At 48.2% G+C, this 13,117-nt stretch carries 10 protein-coding genes; 1 reads left to right on the top strand and 9 read right to left on the bottom strand.

Translation table 11 applies throughout. The annotated features are described in order from the left end of the window. Window positions 1-50: 50 nt before the first annotated feature. Entirely contained in the window at window positions 51-356 is a 306-nt protein-coding gene (locus tag ACYAC5_RS23605) for a hypothetical protein (protein WP_462063553.1), read from the bottom strand. A gap of 230 nt (window positions 357-586) precedes the next feature. Between ACYAC5_RS23605 and ACYAC5_RS23600 the strand changes: the two genes are divergently transcribed. Next, on the top strand, window positions 587-1,486 hold the full coding sequence (locus ACYAC5_RS23600) for a LysR family transcriptional regulator (RefSeq protein WP_462063552.1): 900 nt from the start codon (window positions 587-589) through the stop codon (window positions 1,484-1,486). A 60-nt stretch (window positions 1,487-1,546) separates the two neighbouring features. Here ACYAC5_RS23600 and ACYAC5_RS23595 read toward each other — a convergent pair whose 3' ends face one another. The 8 genes from ACYAC5_RS23595 to ACYAC5_RS23560 all read right to left on the bottom strand — a co-directional run bounded on the left by ACYAC5_RS23595 (window position 1,547) and on the right by ACYAC5_RS23560 (window position 13,116). Next, complete coding sequence (locus ACYAC5_RS23595) at window positions 1,547-1,882, bottom strand: DUF6277 family protein (RefSeq protein WP_462063551.1); 336 nt, start codon at window positions 1,880-1,882, stop codon at window positions 1,547-1,549. A gap of 10 nt (window positions 1,883-1,892) precedes the next feature. Further along, the gene (gene tssM / locus ACYAC5_RS23590; protein WP_462063550.1) at window positions 1,893-5,381 is read right to left on the bottom strand and encodes a type VI secretion system membrane subunit TssM; all 3,489 of its coding nucleotides are present in this window, start codon (window positions 5,379-5,381) and stop codon (window positions 1,893-1,895) included. Window positions 5,382-5,391: 10 nt separating this feature from the next. Further along, complete coding sequence (gene icmH, locus ACYAC5_RS23585) at window positions 5,392-6,924, bottom strand: type IVB secretion system protein IcmH/DotU (RefSeq protein ID WP_462063549.1); 1,533 nt, start codon at window positions 6,922-6,924, stop codon at window positions 5,392-5,394. After that, entirely contained in the window at window positions 6,921-8,276 is a 1,356-nt protein-coding gene (gene tssK / locus ACYAC5_RS23580) for a type VI secretion system baseplate subunit TssK (protein ID WP_462063548.1), read from the bottom strand. The genes icmH and tssK overlap by 4 nt, the downstream gene beginning before the upstream one ends. Window positions 8,277-8,294: 18 nt before the next feature. Further along, complete coding sequence (locus tag ACYAC5_RS23575; protein WP_462063547.1) at window positions 8,295-8,759, bottom strand: type VI secretion lipoprotein TssJ; 465 nt, start codon at window positions 8,757-8,759, stop codon at window positions 8,295-8,297. A 382-nt stretch (window positions 8,760-9,141) separates the two neighbouring features. Next, window positions 9,142-9,750, bottom strand: a complete 609-nt coding sequence (locus ACYAC5_RS23570) for a DUF3540 domain-containing protein (protein ID WP_462063546.1) — start codon at window positions 9,748-9,750, stop codon at window positions 9,142-9,144. Beyond that, window positions 9,743-10,885 (bottom strand): pentapeptide repeat-containing protein, encoded by a 1,143-nt coding sequence (locus tag ACYAC5_RS23565; RefSeq protein WP_462063545.1) that lies wholly within the window; start codon window positions 10,883-10,885, stop codon window positions 9,743-9,745. Before ACYAC5_RS23565 ends, ACYAC5_RS23570 begins: the two co-directional genes overlap by 8 nt. Before the next feature lie 2 nt (window positions 10,886-10,887). Continuing rightward, complete coding sequence (locus ACYAC5_RS23560; RefSeq protein WP_462063544.1) at window positions 10,888-13,116, bottom strand: DUF2169 family type VI secretion system accessory protein; 2,229 nt, start codon at window positions 13,114-13,116, stop codon at window positions 10,888-10,890. Window position 13,117 lies beyond the last annotated feature (1 nt).

Genomic DNA, 13,117 nt, shown 5'->3' with positions numbered 1-13,117 from the left:
CTTGTTGTTTATTAAAAAATCAGCCGAGGCCTTTATGATTAAGTTTAATCTCACAGCTGTTCTTTTTTCACAGAGCTTTCGTTCTGTCCGCCAAACGCCAGCGCAGCCGTAAGGCATTGTATAGCATTATTGTATGCCGCGCTTTCTGAGGTCAGTGCCAATGCATTTTTATCGTCTGCATGCGTGATATTTTGAATGGTAAAAATATGACTTCCTTCGACGCTAAGGCCTGAGTGGGCAGTAATAGCACAGATTACTCGGAATACGATGGCGTGCTTTTCATTGTCACGCATTAGCTCATGCCACTCATAGCGAACCACCTTTATGAGTGTTTGCATGTTGATACTCTCAGTCATAATTATATCTCTGTCAAAGGAGGGTAATATTTTCTATCTTACATTCACATAACTTAATGGCAAAATGAATTTCAGTTAATAATAGTTTTAATCTTTATTATCAGGCAGAGACGAACTATTAAATAGAATAGAAAATGAATACTTAACTTAAATTTAACTATCGAAAGACTATTATCTAAAGCCATTTTGTTAATACATCTTACGTTTTATTGACCATGTGGAAGTCAGTCATGCCCCGTACAGATCTTAATTTGTTGATTGTTCTCGACTCGCTTTTGGAAGAGTGCAGCGTGAGTAAAGTAGCAAAACGCCTGAACGTTACGCCGCCGGCGATCAGTAAATCACTGAATAAGCTACGTGACTCGTTTCAGGATCAAATTTTAGTGCGTTCAGGCTCCATGCTGATTCTGACGCCCCTCGCTCAAGAATTGAAGCCGCAGATCCGCAATCTGGTTAACAATATCGATAACGTGCTCAATCAGACGCTTTCATTTGAAATTGAACATCAGTCGTTGAAGTTTAACATTGCCGCTAACGATCTCACTATAGCTATGCTAAATTCCGCCATTCTGGCCGACCTTCAGCAGCAAAATAAAAATGTTATATTGGATTTCTGCTGGGATCATGGTGGCGTTGATTTTCTGCGTCAGGATAAAATCGATCTTTATCTTGGAGAACCAAGAATGTTAAGTCCTGAAATTAAAATTAGAACTATCCATCGCGATAGTTGCCTTTTCATAGCCAATAAAGCACACCCAGTATTCAATCAACCTTTTACGTTTGAAAATCTTGCGGCCTGCACTTACGTCAGTACTAAAGGTAAGTTAAATGAAGAAATTGATGCTTTGTTTGCTTCCAGAGGTAAGCATAGAAAAGTAGTGGGTATTACGCCCGGTTACCTGACAACGATTGAAACTGTACTAAACACTAACACGCTGGCCGTGGTTCCGGCATTCTTTTCTCAAGCCATCGGCGCGGGGTATCAGAATGCCGTCACATTTAAGTCTGACTTTGCATTACCCCAGACGTCCCTGATTCAGGCGTGGCATCCTCGTAACGATAACTCACCTTCACATAAGTGGCTTCGTGACTATATTAAAGATTTCCTCGCCCGTAAAATTATCCATTGAGTAAAAAAAGCCCCAGTCTGATAACAGTACCGGGGCGGATTATGGCTGTTATAGCGATCGCTATTTTTGTTGCATTTTGTTAAAAAATTCCATTGCTTCTTTAGGGAAACTGAAAGCGGAGCTGCTTTGCTGGTTTTCTTCGCCCTCCTGATGTGGCTTACTCTCCGCCGGTGTTTCTTGGTTTTTCTGAGACGCATTCATCATCTCCCCCATACTGGATGAGGCCATTTCGTTAATCTCTTTCATGGCTGACATCATTTTCTCCATTTCTGGCCCACCGTTCAGATTCATTCCAGCAACGCCAGACATAAAGCTTTGCGACAGGGATTGCTGTGTTGACTGACTCATTGTGTTCATGTTCGTCAGCATCTCAATTAATTTATTAGGATCTAGCATGTTATCTCCACTATTTGTTTTTAATACCCGGACACGGAAAATGTCTAAGCGCTTTTGACCATAACGGGAAATCGTTGAGCGTTGAACGTAACTCCATTTTGAATAACCCATTCATTGAAGAGATGCCCATTGTCAGCTCCTGACGGTCGCGATCCAAAGGCACAGGATTACTCATGTCATAAAGCCGAAACAGCGCCCACGGTCCGTTAAAATTCACCGACTCAATGCGACCGTTCACATCCTTAAATGACAGGCGCACATAGGCACCTCCATTTTTTCCCGGCCAAAGGACATTAATCGGCTGCATATTACCGTGGCTATACCTGATAACCTGTCCGTCAATATCCAGAACGGCTTCAACGATATTTGGCGATAACGACAGAGGACGCAGATAGAGCGCGAAAGCGACTTGGTCCCCGCCTTGATTGAAAAAGGTTTCGCTGATTGACTTCGCGTTCTCAAACGATCGTAACGTGCCAACGCTTAATAAGCCGCGACTCTCATTTCGCACGCGTAATGTACCGCCGGTATCGTCGACGTAAGGCAAAATATGCTGATCGAAATAACGCTTCATCGCCCCCGACGGGCTAAAAATACGCGCGAAGTCACCAATGCCAATTTCATTTCTGGCACGTCGGTCAAACGGATACTGTTTGCCAATATTATCGCGACAAATCGCCGCAACAAAAGTCTGTGCGCTGTTATTCAGATTCTGACGGCTCAGCTGTTCCCGCTGCGTGTTGCCCACGTCCAGCAAATCCTGCATGATTCCCCGCACCGGTTCCGGCTGCTGTGCAGCAGCGATACGCAGGGTGCCAATTGTATTCTGGGGCTGAACTTCACCAGCTCTCAACGTAAGCGCCAGCGTGGAGAGCTGACTATAAATCTCCTCAAACTGGCGCGACAGCGTATCTGTATTTTCACCACTGTCAGGCGTCAGCTGGCGCCCTAGTCTACGAACAGCATCAAAGCGATGCTCCAGCTCTTTCTCTGGGACGATTCGAAAAGGATAATGGTTCATCGACGGGTCGTCGCTGCCCATTCTTTGCAATACCCGACGCTGCATAGATTCATGGCGTTTATTTAGCCAACCGCTGACCGCGCCCTCATCTTCCGAGCTAGTCAGGCTGGTTTGCCGCGTGATGAAACGTAGAAGATTCGATAAAGGCGACGACGGTGCAGAGAACTGACGCGCCAAGAGTGCGGCATCATCAAGGCTGCTGATGGGACGCACACGAATATCCTTTAAAAATGCTTCCCAATGCTCAGCATATTCCAGAAGATAAAATTTACGAACGTCGTCAGTCAGTTTCTGGCGGAATCCCTGTGAATTCAGATTATCCCGACCGCCATCGCTGTCCTGTAGCACCCAGGCTTCCTCCTTCACCATTTTTTCTACGGCCGCGTCCAGTAGAGGATTAAATATATGCCGATAGCTATTTAGGGTATAGAACGCCGGTACAGCCATATCCGTGACGACAGCCGTCCCTTTACGCCGCATCACCAGAGAAACGTTGGCGCCCGCCGCGCTCGCGAGTGAAACATTTTCGATAGTGGCAGGAACACGGCTTTCAAGATCGCGTAGTACACGAGTGTGGATAGGGATCGACATCGCTTTAACACGGGCAAAACGCACCAAGTCAGCACGCAGTTTGGTTACCGGCGCTTCACCGCGCAACGTATCAGAAAACACTGCCGCAAGATGCTGTCTGAACACACGCTTATCATGGTCGGAATAGCCCTGAGGGGCAAAGAGGTGCCAGCGGAGCGCAAACCAGTTTTCCAGCTCCGTAGCGGAGCGATACTCCGGTTTTGCCATCATCAGGTAAATTTTCAGCGTATCGTAAATATCCGTCTGTTTATTGGTTGAGATATCACGCTGCAACTCCTCGATAATGTAGCGCTCAAGTGCAGGCCAGAAAAATTTGAATAGATGTCGACGGTAAGTCTGTTCCGCTTCCCGATTGATGAGGCTGTGCTCAAAATAGGGATTGCCCAGAGGAGAGTCGCTGTTTTCCTGACGAGCAGCCATATAGCCAAGCTGTTCATATGCGGAAACCAAATCGTCACTAACACGATTAGTTGCGGGTATTTCCCGCACCATACGTTTGGTTTCGTTGAACCTGGCAGTAATGTACGCGATATAATCCTCTTCCCAAAAGTAGCGGGAAGCCAGCACGTTTACTGTACCTGCCAGCAGAACGATAACCATCGCATAGCGTAACAGTAACCCGGCGCGATGACGCCATGATAATGCGCGGTGATTCAGCACGCCCCGCTCGGCAATGGCGCTGTTAAACATGGCGCCGTACAGCTTGCCGGTAGAACGGATGTCTACATCCTCACCCATCCAGAGGTTACCTTCAAATACGCGCGTACTGCCGAACCACACATGACGAAGGCAGCCACTATGACCCACGGGAAGCTGAGGAAAAACTTGCTCCAGCAGACTGAACAGCGGCTTACGCAAGTTACCCAGCGATTCGGTAAAAAAGAGTAGCTGCCTGCGCTGCTCAGCGGTATCGACACGATGCAGTTGTGAATGAACATAGTGGCTAATGCTCATCAGCAGGTCTGAGTAAGCTGCATCGCTGCCGATATAATCAATTTGCCCTTCACGAGTGGTCGTCATAGCAAAACCCACGCCCTGGCTCAACAGGTCATCATCCATGACGGCCAGGAACTCCTCCCCACCCGGCAACGCATCGATATTATTTAACGCCAGATAGACCTTAATATCATGACGAAAGAAACTGGCCATTTCCTGCACGCGTGCGCAGAGCGCATCAGTCATCGATTTACGTTCGGTCAAAGAGGCATTTAAGAGCCAGGCGCTGTCCAGACAGAGGATTACCCCGTCGATAGCAGGATGACGACGAAAACGACGGATCAGCGCGTAAATCCTCCGCTGTGCCCGGCTGGCCTCCTCGCTTAAACCGTTGAGCTGGAGCCACTCTCCAGCCGTATCGATAAAGACCGCTTTGTCCGTGAGCCACCAATTAGCGTCAAGGGTTGGTCCTACATCCGCTGTGTGACGCAGCCCATACTGCTCAGACAACTGAAAGCGCTGGCCGCTTTCGGTTATCAGGGATGTTTTACCGCTGCCCGACGGGCCCAAGACCATAATCCAGGGCTTATCGTTACGATAGCGTCTGAAAAAAAGGTAACAACAGCGCTGCCAAAAACTTCTACATTCTACCAGTCCCGTATGTTTAAGGGCGCGCATGGCATCATAAAAGCGGCCCGATACGCGATCGCGCTGTCGTCCCTGGTCCAGCGGTTTACCAGTACCGCGCGACTGTCTCAACAGCCACGCTAAGCTGCCCGCGACCCAAGGCCAGAGTGCCCAAATGGCGATCAACGTAATTAGTGTGGCTCTGACCATTACCGTCGCCAGTGGGCGAAACGATGCAATGTAAACCAGCGGGCCAATCCACCAGATAACGAGCGATAAAACTAAGGCAATCAATAAAATAGCTATTCTGCGAATCATAATCATTACTACCCGATCAGCGAGTCTTTCCTGCTATGGAAGGGCTGGAAAGCAACGCCGGCATTTCGTCACGTTGCTGGTTATCATTTTCTGCTCCGGCGTTAGCGCGTTCGCCAACTTTCCAGAGAATATCTACGCGACGGTTTTTACGCCGTCCTTCGTCGGTGCTGTTATCTGCAATTGGGTCGCTGTCGCCTTTACCAAACGCTGTGATATCACGTTGATATTTGCGATTGATGTCTGTGCCTTCACGCAGTTTCTCCGCCACTTTTTGCGCTCTCTCCTCAGAGAGAACGAAGTTAGGATCTTTGACTTTGCTATAGCGGAACGGCAGATTGTCGGTATGTCCAATCACTTCAAGATCACCAGGCCAGCCCGCAAGTGCCTCACCTAAGCGTTCAATATTTCTTTTTTTGATAAATTCCTGTGAGAGAACAGATTTACCCGTGCGAAAAGCGCCATCAGAGGTGAAGAGCAACAGCCAGCCGCGCGGATCGGGTTTAGCTTCAAGCCAACCCTCTTTCAGGATTTGGGGCAGTGGCTGCGGCAGCGTTTCCATGATGTTAATTTTTCTTGGTACCGGCGGCTCCCAAGCGGCGATAGCGCTGCGAATAGATCTGGATTTATCGTGCAGATGAAATGCGATACCGCTATAAGCCAATAGGCAAATTAGCGCGCCCATGCTTAAAAGACGAAACGGGCTAATACACGCGTACCTGCTGGTGGTAACCACCTCGTTCTTGATCAAATTGAGCGGTGGCAGATGGTTCATTTCGTCTAGCGCCGCGTTCAGACGCAGAAAAAGATCGGAGAGTAAAACGTCGCCGCGATCGAGAATGTGGTATTTGCCCTTGAACCCCATTGAGAGGATCAGGTGATAAAAGCCTAGTAGCGACGCATGACGGCCCGGCTCCTGCATGTAATATTCCAGGTCGTCAAAACATTTTTCCCCACCCCATGAATCACGATGAAACTCAATCAGCAAATTTAGCGGGGCTACACCATGCTCTTTAAGCTCTGTTCCGATACCGTCAATAAACGTACATAGGAGATAGGAAACACGACGGATATCATCAGGTGCAAATTGTTGCCTGAGCAGCGTTTGTTGAAAATGTTGAACCTCGCGGAACAACTGGGTTCGTATCGTAATATCGTCAATGCCGCTGTTACCTCTTACGCGCTCCGCAACCAATAGCGAAGGCATCGCGGCGGCTACCCAAGGATTTTTCCAGCAGCCCGCAAGTGTGCCGACTCGCACGGGTGTTGCGGATCGGATAACGGGACTGCGCGCCGTTGTGTAATACATTTCAGACGCCTGCTCCTGCTCACGTGGAACCATGCGGTATTCGCCCACCTGCACGCCACCCGAAGTTGCGCACTGAGGTTCCTCGCGGCCGGCATCCTCCGAGCGGCGGCCGTTAGCAGAAAGTGAGGCGATGCCCGCCATCCCTATGTTTACCGTGGGCGACGTCGCCAAACTGTTAACCTGTTGCAAACCTGACCGTGATTTAGAAATTGCCTCACTTAACTGCCGACTAAAGTCTGTCATCGCCCTCTCCCGGACCGAAGTCCCCAGGCATCAAAGCGCAGAGTTGGAAAGTCGCCGACGACGCTGAAAGCCATGGCGGCGCCTGACATCATTTCTTTATAGAGCGGGTCAGAAGCATCAACCTCGAAATAGACGCTATCGGGATAATAAGGAACATGGCGTGGCGGTGCTCCTAGCGCACTGATGCGTACGCCTGGCAGTTGAAAATCGATGAGCTGGGCGATTTTCTCCACCGGGCCCAATTTGATCTGACCCGGAAAATCGCTGCGCAACACTTCGGAGGGAACATCTGCGCTGACGGCGAAGATGAGTCGTTCAACGCCCAAATGGGCATCGTTTTGACACAGGTAAAGATTATTACCATTACTTTTAAAGGGCAGCGCAACGGCAGGAGACTCAATCACCAAAGATAGCGCGCGCCTTAGCGCTGCAAACAGGCAGAAAAAACCCTGAGCGGGCCGTTCGTGTTGATAGTTAAACTCATGCCGGAGCTGCACCGCTTCCGCGCCGGGAACAATAGATAACCGGCCCAGCAGGGAAAGCAGTGTCTGAAACAGGGTCTCCGGGTGAACTTGGGCGCGGCTGAGCAAATGCGACAAAAGTAAATGGTATTCACCCAGTAGCTGCATCAACATCAGCTCAAGCACTTCATTAACGCCACCGCCATGAAAATGGGTATCCGCCATCCGCACCGCCGTCAGTCGCTGTCCAATTAGACCCACTAATTCATTAGTGGCACTCAGCAGCCAACCGGTGGCACGCAGGTCGAGCATCGGTGGCAGCATTTTTCCATCCAGCACCAAACCCCCTTCCACTCTCTGTTCGCTGAGCAGGGTGATGGGCAATACAGACTCAGCTGAGCTGCTATTTTCAATTAGACACAGACGGGTCTTCAACTGTCCCAACTGGATAAGTGCGTAACGAGGTTGACCTTCATCTCCCGGCAGCAAATTACGATCTTGCAGGCGGCTGTCGGTAGCCAAATAGCGACTTCCGGCATCCCCACCGGTCAGATCTATTTGCGTATTACCCGGTATATTCAACGCTACCGCTAGACAAACGATCTTATTTTGATCCTTATCATTTAGCATGAGGGGGGCTGGAAGAGGATCCTTGTCAGGCATGTTAAATACCGTACCGTCAGGAAAAACGCCTCGAGCCCGTCGTATAGCCAGTTTTCCCTGCGCCAGTAATTCTCCGTCGATTTCGAGCTCATTAAGCCCCCAGCAACAAACCGAAATACTTTTAACTCTGCTGTGAATAATATTTTCAAAATATCGCTCTTGTTGCTGGAAGTGCTGAGGTTCCATCAGCATTCCCTCAACCCAGGCGACACGGTGTGTCGGTAGCATATTAGCTTTCCATTCTATTTATAAACTTATCAGCGATGTATTTTCCACAGCGACATGAATGATTGAATTTTCTGCCACCGGGATCTCTTTTTCTATCACTGAGTGCGCGCCAATACCCTGTTGGAATTCGGCACCAATGATTGTCCAGCGAGGTTGTGTATCGTTTTCCGGACATGTAGTACGATATGAACGGTTTTGGCCGGGCGCAATAATATATACTTCGTGATTAATGACCTCAGTGTTTCCAGCCAAGTTGCTACATATCTCCCCCTTATATAAATAAGGCGGACGCCAGCCTGCTCGTCTTGTTTCAATGATGCAAACGCGTACTGGTTGCGAAATATTACTTTCATCCGGGTTTATATTACGTGAGGCTGTCACTTTTATCTCACATAGTTTAGGCTGCAGGTTTTCATTATCGGATAAAAACTGGCTGCAGCTAACATTAAAAAATAAAAGGACAAGAATCAGATGGTTTCTCATGCTAGCAACTTACATATACCTTATATTGGCTTGGTGCTTGTTGTACGCAAACGGTATTTCCGGTGTTCGCAGTACCACAACATCCTTGATAAGTCGCGCCACTACCTCTCACAATTAGTTTCGTCGAAGCCGTTAAGTGCATCCCTTTTCCTGAATTAGTGCCGGACGCGATGCCGCAACCGGCACTATAAGTCTGCGTACAATAGAATTGTGTAGACAACGTTTGAACGTACCCTCCGCAAATAAGAAAGTTAGGTACATTTCTTATTGAACAAACATTAGACATATCATTCGAAGCTACGACCACAATAAGCCCAACGCTCATCACGTCACTACTGGAGAGGCTGTTACCTGCCGCACTGGTGTTTACTGCTGGCATTATTTATCCCATATGAATTTGGCTTCCATCAACCTTAACGACCGTCGAGCCGCTAATAGCGGTGAGTTTTCCTTTTACTGACAAAACTTCCTCTGCCTGATAACTGATATTTCTGGCTTCAACATCTTCGACATATTTTATTTTACGCCAGGCGTTATCAGCCTTTACAAACCAGCGTTTACTAATTTGGTGCATACATTCAGCTACCCAATGTGATAATTTCGATCGCAGCGTGATATCTTCCGCTTTAATTAGTACTTGCCTGCCGCCATTTAACGTCAGGCATGCCGCCGAAATGGATAATTCACGTTCGCCGCAGTCAATATTTAACACACTACTTTGTCTACGCTGTAAAATATCTGTCACGTAAACTTTATCCTGATCAACCATGGCCCGAACACGATCGCCTTCCTGCAGCTCAATCAAACAGGTGATGGCGGTTTGCAATTCGTAGGTTTCATGAGATGCCAGATAAAGAGTTCCGCAGCTTCTGCATTTCAATTCAGAGATAACCTGCCCTCCCCAAGGCAAACGATTATCAGTTAAATTTTCGTCCTTGAAACTGGGCTCATCTTTAAAATGAGGTTCATTTTTTGCAAACAGTTCAGACATAACGGCTTCCTCCTGCTTTCACCACTTCCGCTGACATTTCAACGCCAGGCTGATTAATTCGGTACCATACTTCCAGTTGCGACAATAAAGGTTCGCTGGACATCGCCTCGTTATCGGAAGTAATACCTGTTGCGCCGTGGAGTCTCGCGCCCAGAAAACTTCGCAAGTTATAAAACGCAACTTCACTGACTTGCGCCTGACGAAGATCGGCATAGCTGAAATCGCCGCCCTGCACGTTACAGCGGACCATTGTCACTCCTGCCAGTTGTGCTTGGTCAAATCTGGCGCCTGAAAAATCGCAGTCGTCAAAAATGGCATCCGTTGACTGACAAAAACTGAGTGTTGCCTGCTTAAAGCTACAATTACGGACTTTTGCTTTAGTCATTACGGCATGAACCATATCGCTATGGCTTAAATCGCTATTACTCAGACGTGAGGCAATAAAACTGGCTGACCCCAACGGAAGAGACGCCAAGTTGACCGCTACTAAATCACAATCGTTCCAGATAGCGTGGGCACAATCGCAATTTCGGTAGTTCACGCGGTCCAGAACACAACGTATCATTGCCTGACGACACCAAGAGCTTCCCTGCCATTCGCTCTCCATTAACTGAGTTTTAAACCATCCCCCATCGTTAAAAATACTCTCCGTCACCTTGAATGCATATAAAGATGATGAGACCGCAGACCAACCTGACAACTGAACTTCATGCAGTATCATCTGAGCAATATTAACCTGATGGAGACTAAATCCGATTACAAGGGAGCGTAGCCAGTGTGTATTCATTAATTCACACTGTTGCAGACTGCCGCGTTCCATTCTGCTTTCCGATAACGTCAGTCCTTTTATTTCGCAACCAACAAGATTAATTTCACTAACATTACACGCCAGGACACTGACATTGTCCATTACACAACGTTCAAAATGTAATTTCCTGAAATGACATTGCTCAAAGGTAACGTTGGTAAAATGACAATCGATATAACGTTTTTTTTCGACAATTATCGCCGTAAAATGTTGGTTGTTATAGCGTTGATGCTCCTCTTTGAGTGGCTCTTCAGGAATATCAAAGTCGCTTAAATCCAGCGGCGCACTACCTGCCACTTGATCCAGCATTTTAGTTTTTTTATTCATGCCTACCTCCCGACTGCTGATCCTTGATATTTTGGATACCAGATAGCCTCATCACATAAACAGTGATGAAAAACGCTGTCGCTGTTTGTCACTATCATCGCAAGATTTGCGCCCAATAAATTGCACTCGTCAAATCGTGCGTCACGCATATCGGCATGGTAGAGCGTTGCCTGCTGTAAACTGCTTTTCGTCCAGCTTCCTTCATACATTTTCGATTCTTTAAAGCTGCAGCCAGCCATTTCACATTGCATAAAACGGCCCATGCTCAGATCAGCGTTAGTGAAGTTAGTTTCATGACAGGTACACTTGTTAAACAGGCAGTTCTGCAGATCGACGCCCCTCACCCCTACCTGTTGAAAAGCAGTTTGCTCAAAGACTGCGCCCTCGAGCGTGCAATCGCTGTGCAGAGTGGTACTGTCAAGACGACACAATTGCCAGACCGACTGATCCCCTTTTACCGCCAGCAGCGACCCTTTTGTTATCTCAACGCTTTCCAGACGTGCGGCGTACAGATTGCAGCAATCGAATATTGCGCCGGTTAACGTCACCGAGCGCAGTACAATTCTCTTCAAATCACAGTGTGAAAGAGAGCAGTTCTCCAGCGCGCCACCGGTGTAAACCGTATCCTCAAGTGTGCTTAGTTCAAACATGCAGCCTAACCATTGCGTATGTTCGCAATTAAACGTTATGGCTTTAACATTATCGAAGCTAACTTGCTCCAGAAGAGAATTCTCAATATGGACCTGATGCATATTGCAGTCGCTGAACCGACTTTTATGAAATGTGCAATCTCTGAAAATGGCGCCATCAAAACTGCAATTTTCAAATTGACAATATTCAAACCGACTGCTGGTCAATACGGTTTTTGAGAAGGTGCAATCAATAAACTGACATTGATGAAAGACTTTTTTGTTGAGATGCAGATTTTCCGCTGACTGGCAGGTGAAAATTTCGCCCTCAATGCGCTCGGCAGGCGTACTGGCAAGCAAGTAGAGCACCCTTCGATTTTTTTCGGGGAAAGCCTCCCAGTCAATTTTTTCAATTACAGGCTTGTTCTTCTCACCGGCATTTAGCCGTTGCTCTTGAATTTTCTCGCGCAGAAATTGATAGTGCGTCGCAAAATCCATTCGGGGGCCCGGCTGGTAACAGAGCGAATCAGGTGCATGTGCAGCGGTTGCAATCACGTTCATACCTGAGTCAGACGGCATCAGATCAGGATCGTAAAGCGACTCAAATTGGCTGGCATTAGGAGACGCCCGCCGTTCCGCCACCTGCTGGAAATGCGCGTCGCTGCGAGATGCTTCCAGCGAATCCAGCGCACACATGACGCTCTGCAGAGGCTCGTGTAGCAGATAATCTAACGGCAGCTGTCCGGTAAAAATAACCAAGCCCATGTCGTGATCAGGAAGCAGCCAGACGGTTTTGCGCTGCATCATCAAGGATTTCAACTGTGCAGGTGCATGTTTATCCCGGTAAAATACCCGCGCCTGCACCTTTGGCAGTTGTCCCTCAATTTTTTCTCCATCAGGACGAAAACCGGTAAGTGAAAAATCCAGATCGGCAGGCCAGGTTTCGCTGTCGCAGCGCTGTTCCGGCGGTGCCAACTGGAAGAAGTGCAGATCCAGAGACGAAGGATAACCAGGGAACAGCTTCTCCAGATAGCTCTTACTCGCCATCTGAGATGTAACCTTATCCATTAAGCTCTTGCGCATATCGAAATATTGCGGCACAGGTCCTGGAGAAGCCAGTGGCGCCGCTGGCTGCGGCCTGCCTGCTACCAGCGGCATCAACACAGGCGACTGGTCGTCCATGTACCCGCGGCCCAGCGGATTTGCGGTGCATCCTTCTCCTCCAAAACTTTGCTTGTGATCCAGCGGCATCTGCGTAAAGGGCTTCAACTGCACCGTACTGCGCGATGACTCTCCCTGGATTCGCCATGTCCGCTTCAGATGTCCAAGCGTTACCGAAACATCATGCGTAGTGACGCTGGTGCTTGACCTTGCATGTCCCGCAAGCAAAAACTCCGCACAGGGCTTAGGTTCCGCTAAATCCAATACCCGAAATGACATGGGTGCCTTTTGCCAGGCGCTCCAGATGTCTGCTTCGTGCGCAAAATGATGCGGTTCGGATAAATAAAAACCTGCAACAACGCTTACGCCCAAATAACTTTGTTGACCAATTTGGTAGCGGCCATTGAGAAAGATCAGCTGCTGGGGCTTGATGATCTGCATA

This window comes from Pantoea sp. y20 (genome assembly GCF_054903455.1).
This window is presented reverse-complemented; position numbering and strand designations above follow the sequence as displayed.

Excerpts from the sequence above, each read along its gene's own strand:
- ACYAC5_RS23605 (WP_462063553.1), bottom strand. The coding sequence starts at position 356 with ATGACTGAGAGTATCAACATGCAAACACTCATAAAGGTGGTTCGCTAT.
- ACYAC5_RS23600 (WP_462063552.1), top strand. The coding sequence starts at position 587 with ATGCCCCGTACAGATCTTAATTTGTTGATTGTTCTCGACTCGCTTTTG.
- ACYAC5_RS23595 (WP_462063551.1), bottom strand. The coding sequence starts at position 1,882 with ATGCTAGATCCTAATAAATTAATTGAGATGCTGACGAACATGAACACA.
- tssM (WP_462063550.1), bottom strand. The coding sequence starts at position 5,381 with ATGATTATGATTCGCAGAATAGCTATTTTATTGATTGCCTTAGTTTTA.
- icmH (WP_462063549.1), bottom strand. The coding sequence starts at position 6,924 with ATGACAGACTTTAGTCGGCAGTTAAGTGAGGCAATTTCTAAATCACGG.
- tssK (WP_462063548.1), bottom strand. The coding sequence starts at position 8,276 with ATGCTACCGACACACCGTGTCGCCTGGGTTGAGGGAATGCTGATGGAA.
- ACYAC5_RS23575 (WP_462063547.1), bottom strand. The coding sequence starts at position 8,759 with ATGAGAAACCATCTGATTCTTGTCCTTTTATTTTTTAATGTTAGCTGC.
- ACYAC5_RS23570 (WP_462063546.1), bottom strand. The coding sequence starts at position 9,750 with ATGTCTGAACTGTTTGCAAAAAATGAACCTCATTTTAAAGATGAGCCC.
- ACYAC5_RS23565 (WP_462063545.1), bottom strand. The coding sequence starts at position 10,885 with ATGAATAAAAAAACTAAAATGCTGGATCAAGTGGCAGGTAGTGCGCCG.
- ACYAC5_RS23560 (WP_462063544.1), bottom strand. The coding sequence starts at position 13,116 with ATGCAGATCATCAAGCCCCAGCAGCTGATCTTTCTCAATGGCCGCTAC.